Here is an 18120-nt window from a genome sequence, read left to right as displayed (position 1 = left end):
CTCAACGCAGGCTGATGGTGGTGTTCACACCGTCATTGACGCTGTCATCGTCGAACCAGCGGCTGGTGACGGTCTTGGTCTGAGTGTAGAACTGCACCACTTGCTTGCCGTAGGGGCCCAGGTCGCCAAGCTTGGAACCGCGGGAGCCGGTAAAGCTGAAGAATGGAACCGGCACCGGAATCGGGATGTTGATGCCCACCTGGCCGACGTCGATTTCACTCTGGAACTTGCGCGCCGCCGCACCGCTCTGGGTGAACAGGCCGGTGCCGTTGCCGAAGGGGTTGGCGTTGACCAGGGCGATGGCCTGGTCCAGGGTATCCACCTCCAGCACCACCAGCACCGGGCCGAAGATTTCCTGGGTGTAGATCTGCATGTCGGTGGTCACCCCGGAGAACAGGGTCGGGCCGATGAAGTTGCCCTGCTCGTAGCCCGGAACCTTGATGTCGCGGCCATCGAGCTCCAGCTTGGCGCCTTCTTTCACGCCGCTTTCGATCAGCTCCAGAATCCGCGCCTTGGCACGCTTGGAGACCACCGGGCCGACATCGGTGCCCGGCTCGCTGCCGGCGTTGACCTTGAGTTTCTGCGCCAGGGCCTTGAGGTCCGGCAGCCATTGTTTCGCTGCCCCCACCAGCACCACCACCGAGGTGGCCATGCAACGCTGGCCGGCAGCGCCGAAGCCGGCGCCCACCAGGGCATTGAGGGTCTGTTCGCGGTTGGCGTCGGGCAGCACCACGGCGTGGTTCTTCGCGCCCATCATCGATTGCACGCGCTTGCCGTGCTTGCCCGCCAGGTCATAGACGTGGGTGCCGACCGCGGTCGAACCGACGAAGGACACCGCCTTGATGTCCTTGTGGGTGCACAGCGCATCCACCACGTCCTTGCCGCCGTGCACCACGTTGAGCACACCGGCCGGCACCCCGGCTTCCACCGCCAGCTCCACCAGCAGCATGGTTGACAGCGGGTCCTGCTCGGAAGGCTTGAGGACGAAGGTGTTGCCGCAGGCGATGGCCATCGGGAACATCCACAGCGGAATCATTGCCGGGAAATTGAACGGGGTGATCCCGGCGCACACGCCGATCGGCTGGCGCAGGGTGTAAGTGTCCACGCCGCCGGCGACGTTTTCGGCGAATTCGCCCATCTGCAGAGTGCCGATGGAGCAGGCATGCTCCACCACTTCCAGGCCGCGGAAGATGTCACCCTCGGCGTCGGCGATGGTCTTGCCCTGCTCGGCGCTGAGGACCACGGCAATGCGTTTGGAGTGCTCGCGGATCAGGGCCTGGAGCTTGAGCATGATGCGCATCCGCGCGCCGATCGGGGTCAGTTTCCAGGTCTGGAAGGCGCGCTGGGCAGCGGCGATCGCGGCGTCGACTTCAGCGGCAGTGGCAAAGGGCACCTTGGCCAGCACTTCCTGGGTCGCCGGGTTGACGATGTCGTGCCATTCCTGGCTCTGGGACTGGACCCATTCACCGTCGATCAGCAGTTTGACCTGTTGCAGGGTGGTGCCGTCGGGCTTGAGGGATGCGTTCATGGGGTCTCCTGACTTCTTGAGTTCTTATGCAGGGAAACCAAGGCGGGCAAGCGCCTTGAAAGAGGGGCTGTCGCGAGTTGGTATCGGACGGTTTTTGGAGTATAGATGTGCAAACTTCTAATAAGAACGCACATAAAATCCGGTCCATCATGCAAAAAAACATCACCTCGCTAAGCACCCTGAACTGGGACGACCTGAAGTTTTTCCTCGAAGTGGCGCGCACTCGCAAGGCCAGCAGCGCGGCCAAGCGCCTGGCGGTGGACTACACCACGGTATCGCGGCGCATCGGGTCCCTGGAAACCGCCCTGGGCACCTTGCTGTTCGAAAAATCCCGCACCAACGGCTTTGTCCTCACCGCCGAGGGCCAGCGCCTGCTGGGTTATGCGGAGTCCATCGAAAGCACCCTGCACATGGCGTGCGAGCAGGTCTCGGGCTCCGGAGTGGCGTTGTCCGGCCATGTGCGCATGGGCTGCACCGAAGGCTTCGGCACCTTCTTCATCACCCCGCAACTCAGCCACTTCCTCGACGCCTACCCGGCAATCTCGGTGGATATCCTGCCGCTGCCGCACTTCATCAGCCTGTCCAAGCGCGAGGCGGATATCGTCATCGCCCTGGAACGCCCGGAGCACGGCCCCTATGTGTGCTGCAAGCTGTGCGACTACCGCCTGCAGCTGTACGCCACCCAGGAATACCTCGACCGCCACCCACCGATCCGCCGCCCCGGCGACCTGGGCGAGCATCAATTCATCAGCTATGTGGATGACCTGGCCTTCAGTTCCGAGCTGCTGTACCTGGCCAATGTGGTGCCCGGGGCCAGCGCCAACCTGCGCAGCACCAGCGTGATTGCCCAGTACGTGGCAGCGCAGCAGGGCCGCTCGCTGGCGATCCTGCCGTGCTTCCTGGCGGCCCAGGACCCGCGCCTGCTGCCAGTGCTGCCCAAGGAAATCAACCTGACCCGGCAATTCTGGATGTACTGCAGGGAGGATCTCAGGAAGTTGAAGCGGATCACCCTGTTATGGGATTACATCCGCGAGGTGACCGAGCAGAATCGGCCGCTGCTCATGGGCGAGAGTCGCAGCATGCGCTTCGCCGCCCCCTGACCCTTAGCGGCCGCAAGGCTGCAGCCGCAACCCGCAGGTCGTCGATCAGTCGGCGATCACCACGATCGACACCCGACGGTTCTCGGTACGCCCGGCCACGGTGCTGTTGGAGGCCACCGGCTCGCTGCTGCCCAGGCCGCGCAGCTGGATGTTTTCTTCACGCATGCCAACCTGGGTCAACACCTTGACCACGCTCTTGGCCCGGCGCACGGACAGTTGCACGTTGTAGGCCTCCTTGCCCGACGCGTCGGTGTGACCGTCGACCCGGACCTTCTGGATATCGACGCTGAGCAGCGCCTTGCCGATGCGCTGGACGATCTCGGTACTGGCCTGGTTCAGGGTTTCCACATCGCTGCCAAACAGCACCTTGCCCGACAGGCCAAAGGCCCAGCCTTCATCCGTCAGTTCGAAGCCCTCCTGTTTCAGTACCGCGATCTGTTTCGGGGTCAGACCTTTGGGCGGCACGCTCTGACAGCCGGCCAGGGCCAGCAGGGCCATGAACACCAGAGTGCTGAACAGTCGAACCGAACGTTGCGTCATCGAGAACAAGGGAATTAGCTCCTGTTTTGAACCTGAACGATAGGGAGCTCCGCCCCCACTGTGTGTTGCCCGCCTCGCGAACCGCGCTTGGCTTGGTACATGGCCGCGTCGGCGGCATTCAACAGACTGCCCGGTGTCGCACCATGATCCGGGTACACGGCAATACCGATACTCAGCGATGTCAGGATCGACAGGCTGCCGGGCAGTTGAATCGGTACTTCCATGCTGCTGATGATCTTGTCGGCGATGCGCTGGGCATCCTCGACCCGGTGCAGCGGGGTCAGCAGCACGGCAAATTCGTCCCCGCCCAGGCGCGCCACCAGGTCGTCCTCGCGCAACTGCGCGCGAATCCGCGTGGCCACAGCCACCAGCACCGCATCGCCAGCGGCGTGGCCGAAGTTATCGTTGATCTCCTTGAACCGGTCGCTGTCGAGAAACAGCACCGCCATGCGCTCGTTGAGCTTGTTGGCGCTGCGCAGGGCACGGATCAGCCGGCCTTCGAAGAACGCCCGGTTGGGCAGGCCGGTCAGGCTGTCGTGGCTGGCCTGGTGGGCCAGGGTTTCATTCTCGCTTTGCAGATGGGTCTGCCAGGCTTCCAGCTCATCGAGCAGGGCGTTGAAGTCGTTGCCCAGGTTGTCCAGTTCGGCGATTTCCGCAGGCGGCACCCGCTGATCGAAGGCCCGCTCGCGCCGGGCCGCGTGCGCCACATCGGCGAGGCTGCGCAACGGCCCGGTGATGCCCCGCAGCTGGCGGCGCGCCAGGTACAGCGCCAACCAGGCGCTGAGGGCGATGCACAGCACGATGCCCACCAGGCCACTGAGGAGAAACCGCAACAGGCTGCCGCCATGGCCGGTGACATTGATGGTGCCGATTTCCCGCCCCTGGTGCAGGATCGGCAGGCTGATGGGCTTTTCCAGAAAGGCGCTGGCGACGTGCATTTCCAGATTGGTCAGAAAGCCGCTTTCCGGGCGCTGCCAGCTGGCCAGCAACTGGCCCTGGCTGTCATACACCTTGGCGTCGGCCACCTCTTCGGTGGAGGCGATCAGGGCCAGGGCCTCGGTGGCCACCACACTGTCGTTGAACACCACTGCAGCTTCCACCGTGTAGCTGATGGAGCGGGCGATCAGGTGCAGGTTGTGATCGGCGTACACACGCAGGGCCAACACCCCGAGAAAGGTCAGGGACAGGCTGGCCATGGAGATCGCCAGCAGAGCGACGATCAGGTGGCCGCGACCGATGACCGACCGCAGTGTAGGGCGGGCGTTGGGCTTGAACAGTTTCATGGGGCCGCCGGACGACGACGGGAAAGCTGCAGCACGCTGGGATGAATCTTCACCCCACTGCGCGCCACGGAATCCAGGTTGACCTCGAACGACACCTGGCTGTCGCCGACCCGCAGGCAGAACAGGCTGCCCACGGTGCACTGGTCGCCCCCCTCGCTGATGCTCAGCACCGGTTGCCCGATCAGCGAGTTGAACAGGCGGGTACGCTCATCATTGGACAATTTGCCGACATAGACCGAATCGCACTCACTGGCCAACGACGGGTTGTTGGCCAGCAGACGCCGCACCAGCACCGGGCGGCCGGTGGCCTGGGTCGCGCCCTTGAGCAGGTCATCGGTGTATTCGGTGGGGCCAACCACGCACAGACGCAGTTGCGCAGGCTCCACGGGCCAGCGAGCGTAGCTGAGAATGCCCAGCACCACTTGGGTTACAGCCTTGGCCCGTTGCTCGGCCAGGCTCGCGGACGCCGGTGGCTCCGACTGCGCGATGGCCAACAGGCTGAACAGGCAGAGAATGGTCGACAGCACACACTGTCTCCACCCCAAAATGCGCTCTGTCCTCAAGACAGCCACGTCCATGCAGGGATTCTCTTTGATTTTCACGGAAATGATGCCGCAACGATAGCACAGCCCGGGAAAATGCAGCGAGACCAGCGCCCGAGCACGATGCCTGAGAAAAGCCGGAAACATGGGCGTCAGTCCAACTCCAGCATCAACCCGCTCAGACGCTTGACCTTGCGCCGAACAGCCTCTTCGAACACTCCGGCACGGGGCTCGATCAGGCTGAACCAGTCCTTGGCCCGGGTGATACCGGTGTAGATCAGCTCCTTGGTCAGCACCGGGTTCAAAGCGTCGGGCAGGATCAACGCGGTGTGGGCGAACTCCGAGCCCTGGGACTTATGCACAGTCATGGCGTAAACGGTTTCCACGTCATTGAGCCGGCTTGGCAGCACCAACCGCACCCCGCCCTGGCCATCGTTGCGCGGAAAGGCGACGCGCAGCACCTGACGCCCCGCCTCCGAGCCTTCCTGCTCCGGCAGTTTCAGGGCGATGCCGATATCACCGTTCATCAGGCCCAGGCCGTAATCGTTGCGGGTCATCAGCACCGGGCGGCCCTCGTACCATTGCTGGTCACTGTCGATCAGCCGGGCCTTGAACAGCGCCTGGGTGATCCGCAGGTTCAGGCCTTCGACACCCCAGGGGCCCTTGCGCACCGCGCACAGCAATTGGAAGCGATCAAAGGCCTGCAGGACATGGCGCGCCCAGTCGGTCCAGCGCCGATCCTCCAGAGGCGTACCCGGCGGCGGGCGCTGGCTGCGCAGTACATTCAGGTAGTGGCGGTAGCCTTGCGGCCCCTCGCCATGGCCCTCCAGCAGCAGCCGCTCCAGGGCCCGATCCTGCTCGCCCTTGAGGCTCAGGCCATACAGGTCGGCATGGCTGCGAGCCGCCAGCAGGCGCCGGGCTTCATCGGCCTGCTGCTGGTTGACCCAACGCGCCAGCTGGCCGATGCCGCTGCCTTCGCCGAAACGCCGGGAATGGCGCAGCATCACCACCTGCTGCGCCAGGGGATGCTGGTGGGCGCTGTCTTCCTGCAGGCCGCTGGCTCCCAGGTTCTCGCCACTGACCGCCTCCAGCCAGGCCCGGGTCTGCGGGTTGTACCAACCGGCCTCGGCGTCACGGCACAGGTCGCCGAGCACGGCGCCGGCTTCCACCGAGGCCAGTTGGTCCTTGTCCCCCAGCAACACCAGGCGTGCATGGATGGGCAAGGCGTCCAGCAGGTTGGCCATCATTTCCAGGTCGATCATCGAGGCTTCGTCCACCACCAGGACATCCAGGGGCAAGCGGTTGCCGGCGTGATGGCGGAAATGCCGGGTGCCCGGGCGATTGCCCAGCAAGCGGTGCACGGTGGTCACCTCGCTGGGGATCATTTCCCGCACCTCATCGGGCACCGCGAGGGAACGCACCTGCAAGCTGATGGACTCGGTCAGGCGCGCCGCGGCCTTGCCGGTAGGCGCCGCCAGGCGAATGCGCAGCGGCTTGCGTGCTTCCACCGCCGGGCCCTGGAGCAAGGCCAGCAGGCGCACCACGGTGGTGGTCTTGCCGGTGCCGGGGCCGCCGGTGATGATGCTGAAGGCGCCCCGGGTGGCCAGGGCACAGGCGAGTTTCTGCCAGTCGACGGGCCCCGCCGCCTTGGCCGGGCCGAACAGCCCGTCGAGGCGCGCCGCGAGGTTTTCCGGGGTGGCCTCGGCCAAGGCCAGGCGCTGGCGCAAGGCGTTGTCGATACGCCGCTCATAGGCCCAGTAGCGGCGCAGGTACAGGCGCTTGCCGGACAGCACCAGCGGCCGCTGCCGGGAAGACTCGGCATGATCCGCCGCCAGGGCCACCAGGCGGCTGCCGGCCAGGACCTTGCACCAGTGCGCCCCTTCAAGCCCCATCAACACCTGGGACGGCAGCGCCGGTGCGCCGTTTTGTGCGTCGCCTTCGGGCGGCAGCGACAGGGCGAAGTCCGGCTCCTTGAGGGTTTCGAACAGGTCCAGGCAGACATGCCCGTGCCCCAGCTGATGGCTGGTCAGGGCCGCGGCCATCAGTACCAGCGGATCACAGCCCGGGTCCAGCTCATGCAGGAAGCCGACAAAGGCCCGGTCCAGGGAACGCAGCCAGCCGCGCTCGACCCAGCGTTCAAGCAACAGCAGCAAGTCGTCGGCGCGGCTCAGGGGCGCCAGGTCGAAGGCCGGTTGCGGCGCCTGGTCCAGTGCATCGAACAGGTCCTGGGTCATAGCAGCACTCCCTGCTCCCAGGCGGGCTCGGCCTTGGGTGGCTCGGGCTGGCCCTGGAACATGCGGTCCAGTTGCTCGATCAACTGTCGAGGCGGCCGGGCGAAGTAGGCCCCCTGGCTGGCGGCACGGGTGCCCCGCAGGAACAGGTACAAGGCGCCGCCCACATGGCGATCGTAGTCGTAGTCCGCCAGCCGGGCCTTCAATTGCCGGTGCAGGGCCAGCAGGTACAGCACGTATTGCAGGTCGTAACGGTTGTCGAGAATCGATTGTTCCATGGCCTGCTCGGTGTAGGCCGCGTCGTCCGCGCCCAGCCAGTTGGATTTGTAGTCGGCCACGTAATAGCGGCCCTGGTGCTCGAAGGTCAGGTCGATAAAGCCCTTGAACATGCCGTTGAGCAATACCGGCTCGGCCGTGACTCGGGGCGCGCCCTGATGGGTTTGCTGGCGTACCCGCTCATCGAGCTTGAGCACATCGACCTTGTGGCTGGCGAACCAGAACTCCATCTCGACCCGGTACTGGGTCAACTGCCCGAGCACCACCGGTGCCTGGCCCTCGCCCAGGGGCAAGGGCGCTTGCAGCAGGTGCTGCAGCCAGTCGCTCAGGGTCGGGATCCAGCCTTGCCAGCCGCGGCGATTGCAGCGCCGGGCCACGGCGTCCTCGATCGCCTCGGGGGCAGCGGCAAAACCCTCCTCCCCGGCCCACTCCAGCAGGCCATGAAGGAAGGTCCCGGGGTTCGGGCCGCGGGGGAAGCGGTGGATATCGCCGCCGCTGGCCAGGGTTTCCCGAGGAGCTTCGGGGTCCAGGCGTTCGTCGTCGAAGAGTTTCTGCGCCTGGGGGTTTTCCGGCGCCTCGGTGCTGCCCGCCCCCAGGATGTCGCTGATGCGCAAGGCACTGTAGGAGGCAATCCACCAGTTTTCCGCGGCGCGACGGCTGGGCGTCAGCGGCGCCAGCAGGGTGGCCTCGTTGCGCGGTGGCTGATAGCGCTGGTCATCGACGACGGGCAGCTCGGACACGCCAATCGCAGCGCAGCCCTGCTGCAGGTCCAGCAGCCAGCGCAACAAGGCGCTGGATTCGCCCAGGACATCGCCGCCGCCCAGCAGGTAACCCAGGGCCGAAAGGTGCAATACCGAGCTGCTGTGATTGCCCCGCTTGAGATCGGCCACCCCCAGCCAGCAGGCATGCTGGGCCCGGGTCAGGGCCACATAGAGCAGCCGCAGGTCTTCCGCCAGGCGCTCTTCATCGGCCAGGGCAATCAGCTCCGGGGTGGGCCGCAGGCTGACCTGGGGCTTGCCGGCAGCATCGTGGTAATGCAGCGGCAAGCGGCTGCCATCCACCGGCTTGGTGGAACAGATGAAGGGCAGGAACACCAAGGGGTATTCCAAGCCCTTGGACTTGTGGATGGTCACCACCTTGACCAGTTGCTCATCGCTTTCCAGGCGCAGGATCTGCTCCTCCCCTGCCTGCCCGGACAGCGCCAGGTGCTCGGCCAGATGGCGGATCAGGGCCTGCTCGCCGTCGAGTTCGGCGGCGCTTTGTTGCAGCAGCTCGGACAAGTGCAGAAGGTTGGTCAGCACCCGCTCGCCATCACTGCGGGCCATCAGCGCCTGGGGCAGCTGGAAGTCATGCAGCAGGCGCCGCAACATCGGCAGCACGCCCTGGCTGCGCCAGATCGCCCGGTAGCCACGGAACTGCATGACCCGCGCTTCCCAGGCCAGTTCATCCTGGTTGAGCCGCTCCAGCTCCAGCAGCGGCAGGTTCAGGGTCAGGGACGCCAGGGCCGCGCGCAGCGGCCGCTCCACGTCCGGCTCGGCGCAAGCCTTGAGCCACACCAGCACATCCCGGGCTTCCTGGGCGGCGAACACCGAGTCCTTGTCCGACAGGTACACACTGCGCACCCCGCGGGCGGCCAGCTCGCCGCGCACGGCCTGGGCCTCCTTGCCATCGCGCACCAGGATCGCGATATCCGCCGGCAGCAAGCCTTTCAGCGCTTGCTGCTCACGGACAAACCCACTGCGCCCCTGCTGGCCGCCATTGAGCAGGCCGACAATCGCCGTGGCGCAAGCCGCCGCCTGATGCTGGCGATACTGGGCCCCGGACAGCGGCTGTTCCGAAGGCAATTGCCAGAAGTTAAGTGCCGGCACCGGCTGGCCGTCGACCAGCAATTGCTCCTTGCGCCCCTGGGCGGCCACCGCCAGGAATGGCACCGGGTTCTCGCCATCCGCTTCGCGAAACAGGAAGGCTCCCTGTCCCTGCGGCCGCTGTTCGGCTTGCAGGAACACATGGTTGACCGCGCTGACCATCGCCTGGCTGGAGCGGAAGTTGGTGCCCAGGGTGTGCAGGCGCCCGCTGGTGGCCTGGCGTGCCCGCAGGTAGGTGTAGATATCGGCGCCACGGAAGGCGTAGATCGCCTGCTTGGGATCGCCGATCAGGAACAGGCCGGTCTCGGGGTCGTTGGCCTCGATCCGGTAGATGCTTTCGAAGATCCGGTACTGCACCGGGTCGGTGTCCTGGAATTCGTCGATCAGGGCCACCGGGAACTGCTCGCGGATCAGGGTCGCCAGGCGCTCGCCGCCATCGCTCTGCAGGGCGCTGTCCAGGCGCAGCAGCATGTCGTCGAAGCCCATCTCGGCGCGCCGCCGCTTCTCTTCTTCGAAACGTGCCCCCACCCATTGCGCGGCGTGTTGCAGGACCGCCGCATCCGGGCTGGGCAAGGCATCGAGGCTGGCCTTGAGCCCGGCCATGGCGTCGAGCCCGGGGTGATCGGGGGCCGCGCCTTTCCAGGCCTCGCTCATGCCTTCGGGGGTCAGGCGGGTGAAGCCGGTGCCGATGTCCAGCTGCTCGACGGATTCGTCCTCGGCCCAGGCACTGATCTTTTCGAACCAGGGCTCGAAGAACCGGGCCTGCATCTTGCGCCCGTCGACGCTCTTGCTGGCCACGCCTTGCAGGCAGATCTCCCGCAGTTGCGCGGCCCACTCGCGCCAGGGCGCCTTGATCTGCACCAGGGCTTCACGACGTTCTTGCAGGCAGGCTTCGATCAACTCGCTCGGCGTCTGCTCGGGTGGGTCCCGACGCTCGTTGCCGAACATTGCCCGCACTCGGGGCATGAGTTCGGCCGGCCCGACCCAATGGCTGCGCACCCAGTTCAGGGCATCCCCCTGCATCGGGTAGCAGAACAGCCGCCAGTAATCGCGCAGAACCTGGCCCAGCAGGTCGCTGTGATCGGTTTCCAGGGTCTGGGTGAACAGGCTGCCGCTGTCGAACGCATGTTCGCGCAACATGCGCTGGCACCAACTGTGGATGGTCGAGACCGCGGCCTCATCCATCCATTGCGCGGCGATGTCCAGGCGATTGGCACAGGCGGCCCACTGCTCGACGGGGTATTGCTCACGCAACTCGACGATCAGGCCATCGGGGGCGCTGGTTTCATCGCGAAAGAAGCGCGCGGCTTCCGCCAGGCGCGTGCGAATGCGCTCGCGCAATTCCTTGGTGGCGGCATCGGTAAAGGTCACCACCAGTATCTGCGGCGGCAGCAATTCACGCCCGAAACCCGCCGCCTCGCCGCCATGGCCCAGCACCAGGCGCAAGTAGAGCGCGGAGATGGTGAAAGTCTTGCCGGTACCGGCACTGGCCTCGATCAACTGGCTGCCGCGCAGAGGAAATGCCAGGGCCAGGGGAGCTTGTGCAGTCATGCGCCTGCCTCCTCGCCGAGCGCCGAACGCCAGGGAGCATTCAACAGGGGTCGATAAAGGGTCTCGGCCCAACCGCTGAAGGTTTCATCGGCGATCAGTGCGTTGTAGTCGGCGAATTGGCGGGCCAGGGCCGGGCTTTGCCGGCGTTCGCCCTCGCTGTTCTGGCCGTCGCCATCGTAGGTCTTGCGTGCAGCGGCCGCGGCTTTGTCCGGGTCGCTCTGGCCCAGCCAGGCGAAGGCGGTCTTGATCGCCACCGGCAGCGGCTGGCGCATGCCGGCCTGCCAGGCCTGCAGCAGGTTGCCGAGAATCTGCCGGGCCACCTCCTGCTCCAGCGGCGGCAACAACAGGCTGTCATCGCTGGCCACCAGCGCGGTGGTCAAGGAGTAACCACTGGCGCAGGCCAGCAGATGATTGACCCAAGGCTTGATCAGCCGATGCCATTTACGGGTCTTGGTCGAGCCGATGCCGTTGGGGATGGCGCTCACAGCCAACAACCCGCCATCAGCTCGCTGGTGCAGGCTGCTGAGCCAACCTTCCAGGCGCACGCCTTGCAGTTCCAGGCTCACCGGCAGCGCACTGGTTACCGGGGTCGGCCACAGGTCGAGCAGTTGCCGATAACGCTGCAACAGGTCCGGCAGGGGCTCCAGCAGTTCGCGCTGCAGGCATTCGCCAAAACCGGCCATGGGCAACAGGCCACTGGCTTGCAGCCTCCGGGCCTGGGCCTGCAAGGCTTGCTCGGGCTGCGCTGCGTCGCCCAGCGCCGCTTCCAGCAGGCTGTCGCTGAGGCTGTAGCGCTGCAGGGCATCGAGCACGAAGGGCTCTTCATCGGCCAGCGGTGCTTCCATGGCTTCAAAGAACACCTTGAGCCTTTGGCTGAAGAAATGCCGCACCGGGTTGCGCAGGAAATCCTGCAACTGGGCAAGGCTCAGGGGCTCGTCCTGGACATAGGGTTCCAGGCGTTCGACTGCGCCCAGTTCCTCTCGGACCTGATGCAGCACTTGCCACTCCCGGGCGTAGCTGAACAGCGTGTCGCTGTCGTGGAAATAGCGAGCACTGAAGGGTTGCAGGGGATGCTCCTGGGTCAGGGCCTCCAGCAGGGAGTCCTGCTCATCGGGCAGTCGCCAGCCGCTGGCCAGATGATCGCGCAACTGGCCGATCAGGACCGAGGCCGGGCGCTCGCTGTTGTCGCGAATGCTGCGGCCAACCCAACTGACATAAAGTTGGTCACGAGCCGAGAGCAGGGCTTCAAGCAGTAGGTAACGGTCGTCTTCGCGCCGTGATCGGTCGCCGGGGCGGTAGTCGCTACCCATCAGGTCGAAGTCCAGAGGCGGCTGCGCCCTGGGGTAATCGCCATCGTTCATGCCCAGCAGGCACACCAGCTTGAAGGGAATGGCGCGCATCGGCATCAGGGTGCAGAAGTTCACCGCTCCGGCGAGGAAACGCTGGGACAGGCGCCCCTGGTCCAGGCCAGCCAGCCAGGCTTCGCGGACCACCGTCAGCGGCAACTGATCTTGCAGGCCCACAGACTCGCAGGTTTCCAGCCAGTTTTCCCGCAGGTCGTCGAGCTGTCCCAGCAGGTAATCATCGTGCTCGTTGCTGGCAAGGAAGAACTGTTCCAGCAGGTTGTGCAGGCGCTCGCCCCACTCCGCCGGAACCGCCGGCTGGGTGAGTTGCTGGTAGGCGAACTGCAGGGCGTCAAGAAGGGCGACCAGGGGACCGATCAGCGCCGCATCCAGGCCACCAATCTCGTCATAAGGTTCGATACCGTCACAGGCGTCGGAGCGGCCGACGGCATAGCCCAGGAGCATGCGCCGCAAGCCGAAACGCCAGCTGTTCTGCTCCAGTTCCGGGGGCAGCCCCAGTTCTGCGCGCTGCTCGGCATTCATTCCCCAACGGATGCCGGCACCTTCAATCCAGCGGTGCAGGGTCGGCAGGTCGGCTTCGTCGACGCCAAAACGCGCACGCAGGGCTGGAACGTCCAGCAGGTCGAGAATCTCACTGACCGGAAAACGACTGTCCGGCAGCTTCAATAGATGTTCGACGGCGATCAGCAGCGGGTCACGGCCACGCTGGCCCTGGTCAGTGAGGGTAAAGGGAATGAAGCGCCGGTCATCCCGCTCCAGCTGGCCGAACACGGCGCGGATATGCGGGGCGTAGCTGTCGATGTCCGGGACCATGACGATCACATCCCGGGGCCGCAGATCGGGCTCTGCACTGAAGCGCGCCAGGAGCTGGTCGTGAAGGATTTCCACTTCTCGCTGGGCGCTGTGGGCAATGTGAAAGCGGATCGATTGATCGTGCTGGATATCGACCTGCGGCCACAACTCACGTGTTTCGTTCAGCGGGCGCAGTTCGAGAATGTCGTCCTGCAATTGCTGGAGCATGCTGGCCGGCTGGCTGTCACTGAACAGATCGATCCGGCCATCGCGAAAAGCGCTTCGATAGCTGTTGGGATCGTCATAGCTGTCCAGCAGGTTGATGTAGTCACGGCCTTGCTTGCCCCAGGCGGCCAGCAGCGGGTGGGCGTGCTGGTGCAGGGTTTGCGGATCCAGGGCCTGAGGCATGCCGGCCTTGCGCGCCTGGCGTTTGTATTGGTGGCGCAGCAGGTCCTTGTCGGCAACGATATCGGCCCAGTGATGGCGACAAGGGTTGTGCACACACAGCAGCACCTGACTGAAGCGGGCCAACCCGGCCAGTGCCTCCAGGGCCTGGGCCGGCAGCGAAGAGATACCGAAAACGATCACTCGGGACGGCAAGCCCCTGGGCGCCACCTCCAGTTGGTTGATCCGCTCGATAAAGCGCTGGTGAACGCCTGCGCGACTCTGGGCCATCCCCTCGGTGCCGACATCCAACAGCAGCGCGCGCCATAGCTCGGCCTGCCAGCAGTTGGCAGGCGTCAGGGCCTTGGTTTCACCACGACCATTGCGCAGTTGGTGGCGGCCGGCGGCCCAATCCTCCAGCCAGTCGGCTCGATATACCTGGTATTGGTCGAACAGATCGGCCAGACGCTCGGCCAATTGATAGCGCTTGCGCAGGTCACTGTCGTGGGTCAGGAAGCGTTGCAGGGGTTCGAAATGCGGCTCATCGATCAACTCCGGCAACAGGCGCATCAGCCGCCAGGTCAGGGGAGCTTTATCCAGCAGGGATTTGGGCGGGATTTCGTCTCGCCCCAGGACCAGGCGGTACAACTGCCACATGAAACTGCCCGGCAATTGCACATCAATGGCAGCGGCAATACCGCAGCCACCGCCGTCATCCACTTCGGGGTCTTCGGCCAGGGCCAGTTTCAGCCATTGGGCGATACCGTTGCTCTGTACCAGGGCAATTTCATTTTCCAGGGGCGCCAGGGGATAACGCCGCATCCAGCTGACCACCAGGCTGCGCAACTCGTCCAGGCGGTTACCGTGAACCACCATGAAACCAGGGTTGAGGGACGAGGCGTCCGGCATAAAGGCTTCCTTGGAGAATGCAAAAAGCTAGGGCGGAACCTTAGCACTGTCACCGGGCAGTGGCAGCCAGGTCGAGCAAACAGTGACAGAGAAAGCGCCGGGCTTTTATGTCGCGCAAAAACAAAACCCCAACTGCATGTGCAGTTGGGGTTTCGGAATTTAATCTTGACGATGACCTACTCTCACATGGGGAAACCCCACACTACCATCGGCGATGCATCGTTTCACTTCTGAGTTCGGGATGGGATCAGGTGGTTCCAACGCTCTATGGTCGTCAAGAAATTCGGTAGCCAGTCCGTTGCTTGTGCAACGTCCCAGCGAATGGGTATGTAATAGATTTGTGTGTTCGCAAACTTTCGGTTTGTATCGTCTTCACACACCGCAACTCGCTTCTTAAGCAAATTGCTTGGGTGTTATATGGTCAAGCCTCACGGGCAATTAGTATTGGTTAGCTCAACGCCTCACAGCGCTTACACACCCAACCTATCAACGTCGTAGTCTTCGACGGCCCTTTAGGGAACTCAAGGTTCCAGTGAGATCTCATCTTGAGGCAAGTTTCCCGCTTAGATGCTTTCAGCGGTTATCTTTTCCGAACATAGCTACCCGGCAATGCCACTGGCGTGACAACCGGAACACCAGAGGTTCGTCCACTCCGGTCCTCTCGTACTAGGAGCAGCCCCTCTCAAATCTCAAACGTCCACGGCAGATAGGGACCGAACTGTCTCACGACGTTCTAAACCCAGCTCGCGTACCACTTTAAATGGCGAACAGCCATACCCTTGGGACCGGCTTCAGCCCCAGGATGTGATGAGCCGACATCGAGGTGCCAAACACCGCCGTCGATATGAACTCTTGGGCGGTATCAGCCTGTTATCCCCGGAGTACCTTTTATCCGTTGAGCGATGGCCCTTCCATACAGAACCACCGGATCACTAAGACCTACTTTCGTACCTGCTCGACGTGTCTGTCTCGCAGTCAAGCGCGCTTTTGCCTTTATACTCTACGACCGATTTCCGACCGGTCTGAGCGCACCTTCGTACTCCTCCGTTACTCTTTAGGAGGAGACCGCCCCAGTCAAACTACCCACCATACACTGTCCTCGATCCGGATAACGGACCTGAGTTAGAACCTCAAAGTTGCCAGGGTGGTATTTCAAGGATGGCTCCACGCAAACTGGCGTTCACGCTTCAAAGCCTCCCACCTATCCTACACAAGCAAATTCAAAGTCCAGTGCAAAGCTATAGTAAAGGTTCACGGGGTCTTTCCGTCTAGCCGCGGATACACTGCATCTTCACAGCGATTTCAATTTCACTGAGTCTCGGGTGGAGACAGCGCCGCCATCGTTACGCCATTCGTGCAGGTCGGAACTTACCCGACAAGGAATTTCGCTACCTTAGGACCGTTATAGTTACGGCCGCCGTTTACCGGGGCTTCGATCAAGAGCTTCGCGTTAGCTAACCCCATCAATTAACCTTCCGGCACCGGGCAGGCGTCACACCCTATACGTCCACTTTCGTGTTTGCAGAGTGCTGTGTTTTTAATAAACAGTCGCAGCGGCCTGGTATCTTCGACCGGCATGAGCTTACGGAGCAAGTCCTTCACCCTCACCGGCGCACCTTCTCCCGAAGTTACGGTGCCATTTTGCCTAGTTCCTTCACCCGAGTTCTCTCAAGCGCCTTGGTATTCTCTACCCAACCACCTGTGTCGGTTTGGGGTACGGTTCCTAGTTATCTGAAGCTTAGAAGCTTTTCTTGGAAGCATGGCATCAACCACTTCGTCACCTAAAAGGTAACTCGTCATCAGCTCTCGGCCTTAGAACCCCGGATTTACCTAAGATTCCAGCCTACCACCTTAAACTTGGACAACCAACGCCAAGCTGGCCTAGCCTTCTCCGTCCCTCCATCGCAATAACTAGAAGTACAGGAATATTAACCTGTTTTCCATCGACTACGCTTTTCAGCCTCGCCTTAGGGACCGACTAACCCTGCGTCGATTAACGTTGCGCAGGAAACCTTGGTCTTTCGGCGTGGGTGTTTTTCACACCCATTGTCGTTACTCATGTCAGCATTCGCACTTCTGATACCTCCAGCAAGCTTCTCAACTCACCTTCACAGGCTTACAGAACGCTCCTCTACCGCATCACTTACGTGATACCCGTAGCTTCGGTGTATGGTTTGAGCCCCGTTACATCTTCCGCGCAGGCCGACTCGACTAGTGAGCTATTACGCTTTCTTTAAAGGGTGGCTGCTTCTAAGCCAACCTCCTAGCTGTCTAAGCCTTCCCACATCGTTTCCCACTTAACCATAACTTTGGGACCTTAGCTGACGGTCTGGGTTGTTTCCCTTTTCACGACGGACGTTAGCACCCGCCGTGTGTCTCCCATGCTCGGCACTTGTAGGTATTCGGAGTTTGCATCGGTTTGGTAAGTCGGGATGACCCCCTAGCCGAAACAGTGCTCTACCCCCTACAGTGATACATGAGGCGCTACCTAAATAGCTTTCGAGGAGAACCAGCTATCTCCGAGCTTGATTAGCCTTTCACTCCGATCCACAGGTCATCCGCTAACTTTTCAACGGTAGTCGGTTCGGTCCTCCAGTCAGTGTTACCTAACCTTCAACCTGCCCATGGATAGATCGCCCGGTTTCGGGTCTATTCCCAGCGACTAGACGCCCTATTAAGACTCGCTTTCGCTACGCCTCCCCTATTCGGTTAAGCTTGCCACTGAAAATAAGTCGCTGACCCATTATACAAAAGGTACGCAGTCACAGAACAAAGTCTGCTCCCACTGCTTGTACGCATACGGTTTCAGGATCTATTTCACTCCCCTCTCCGGGGTTCTTTTCGCCTTTCCCTCACGGTACTAGTTCACTATCGGTCAGTCAGTAGTATTTAGCCTTGGAGGATGGTCCCCCCATATTCAGACAAGGTTTCTCGTGCCCCGTCCTACTCGATTTCATGACTAAGAGATTTTCGCGTACAGGGCTATCACCCACTATGGCCGCACTTTCCAGAGCGTTCCGCTAATCTCAAAGCCACTTAAGGGCTAGTCCCCGTTCGCTCGCCACTACTAAGGGAATCTCGGTTGATTTCTTTTCCTCAGGGTACTTAGATGTTTCAGTTCCCCTGGTTCGCCTCTTGCACCTATGTATTCAGTACAAGATAACCATCTTATGATGGCTGGGTTCCCCCATTCAGAGATCTCCGGATCAAAGTCTGTTTGCCGACTCCCCGAAGCTTATCGCAGGCTACCACGTCTTTCATCGCCTCTGACTGCCAAGGCATCCACCGTATGCGCTTCTTCACTTGACCATATAACCCCAAGCAATCTGGTTATACTATGAAGACGACATTCGCCGAAAATTTGCATTCTTAATTAAAAGAGAACTCACAAATTTTACCTTAGCCTGATCCGTTACCAGTGAAAGTAACGTCCAGTCTATCTTTCTATCACATACCCAAATTTTTAAAGAACGATCTAATCAAAAGACTAGAAATCAACATTCAAAGTGAATGCTCATTTCTAAGCTTTCAGAAGCAGTTTATGGTGGAGCCAAGCGGGATCGAACCGCTGACCTCCTGCGTGCAAGGCAGGCGCTCTCCCAGCTGAGCTATGGCCCCATAACAAAATTGGTGGGTCTGGGCAGATTCGAACTGCCGACCTCACCCTTATCAGGGGTGCGCTCTAACCAACTGAGCTACAGACCCAATTTCGAGCTTGTAACTGTTAGCTTGGAGCTATCAGCTTGGAGCTTAAA

General features: G+C 62.2%; 8 protein-coding genes, 2 tRNA genes and 2 rRNA genes. 1 reads left to right on the top strand and 11 read right to left on the bottom strand.

Annotated features, from left to right (window positions below; all coding sequences use genetic code 11):
* Window position 1: 1 nt before the first annotated feature.
* A complete protein-coding gene (locus KI242_RS03830) occupies window positions 2–1528 on the bottom strand; it encodes a CoA-acylating methylmalonate-semialdehyde dehydrogenase (RefSeq protein ID WP_019096001.1) in 1527 nt (508 codons plus the stop codon).
* Window positions 1529–1677: 149 nt separating this feature from the next.
* Here KI242_RS03830 and KI242_RS03825 point away from each other — a divergent pair, with 149 nt between their 5' ends.
* Window positions 1678–2628 (top strand): LysR family transcriptional regulator, encoded by a 951-nt coding sequence (locus KI242_RS03825; protein ID WP_011059110.1) that lies wholly within the window; start codon window positions 1678–1680, stop codon window positions 2626–2628.
* A gap of 45 nt (window positions 2629–2673) precedes the next feature.
* Here the strand turns inward: KI242_RS03825 and KI242_RS03820 are convergent, their stop codons facing one another.
* The 10 genes from KI242_RS03820 to KI242_RS03775 all read right to left on the bottom strand — a co-directional run bounded on the left by KI242_RS03820 (window position 2674) and on the right by KI242_RS03775 (window position 18070).
* Window positions 2674–3168, bottom strand: a complete 495-nt coding sequence (locus KI242_RS03820; RefSeq protein WP_015634043.1) for an OmpA family protein — start codon at window positions 3166–3168, stop codon at window positions 2674–2676.
* 14 nt (window positions 3169–3182) lie between these two features.
* Window positions 3183–4451 carry a diguanylate cyclase gene (locus KI242_RS03815; RefSeq protein ID WP_041115800.1) on the bottom strand — a complete coding sequence of 423 codons (1269 nt, stop codon included), beginning with the start codon at window positions 4449–4451 and terminating at the stop codon, window positions 3183–3185.
* Window positions 4448–5029 carry a YfiR family protein gene (locus tag KI242_RS03810; protein WP_026020227.1) on the bottom strand — a complete coding sequence of 194 codons (582 nt, stop codon included), beginning with the start codon at window positions 5027–5029 and terminating at the stop codon, window positions 4448–4450. The genes KI242_RS03815 and KI242_RS03810 overlap by 4 nt, the downstream gene beginning before the upstream one ends.
* A 116-nt stretch (window positions 5030–5145) precedes the next feature.
* On the bottom strand, window positions 5146–7227 hold the full coding sequence (gene recD / locus KI242_RS03805) for an exodeoxyribonuclease V subunit alpha (protein ID WP_123430034.1): 2082 nt from the start codon (window positions 7225–7227) through the stop codon (window positions 5146–5148).
* Window positions 7224–10916 carry an exodeoxyribonuclease V subunit beta gene (gene recB, locus KI242_RS03800; protein WP_077933300.1) on the bottom strand — a complete coding sequence of 1231 codons (3693 nt, stop codon included), beginning with the start codon at window positions 10914–10916 and terminating at the stop codon, window positions 7224–7226. Before recB ends, recD begins: the two co-directional genes overlap by 4 nt.
* Window positions 10913–14365: an exodeoxyribonuclease V subunit gamma gene (gene recC, locus KI242_RS03795; protein ID WP_212805910.1), complete on the bottom strand. Its 3453-nt coding sequence runs from the start codon at window positions 14363–14365 to the stop codon at window positions 10913–10915. Before recC ends, recB begins: the two co-directional genes overlap by 4 nt.
* Window positions 14366–14528: 163 nt before the next feature.
* Window positions 14529–14644, bottom strand: a 5S ribosomal RNA gene (gene rrf / locus KI242_RS03790).
* A 138-nt stretch (window positions 14645–14782) separates the two neighbouring features.
* Window positions 14783–17674, bottom strand: a 23S ribosomal RNA gene (locus tag KI242_RS03785).
* Between the two features lie 233 nt (window positions 17675–17907).
* Window positions 17908–17983 (bottom strand) — tRNA-Ala (locus tag KI242_RS03780).
* 10 nt (window positions 17984–17993) lie between these two features.
* Window positions 17994–18070 (bottom strand) — tRNA-Ile (locus tag KI242_RS03775).
* Window positions 18071–18120: the final 50 nt, after the last annotated feature.

It is taken from the genome of Pseudomonas sp. Eqa60, assembly GCF_018326405.1.
Classification (GTDB): domain Bacteria; phylum Pseudomonadota; class Gammaproteobacteria; order Pseudomonadales; family Pseudomonadaceae; genus Aquipseudomonas; species Aquipseudomonas protegens.
Note: the sequence above shows the minus strand (reverse complement) of the source record. Positions and strands in the feature narration are given on the sequence as shown.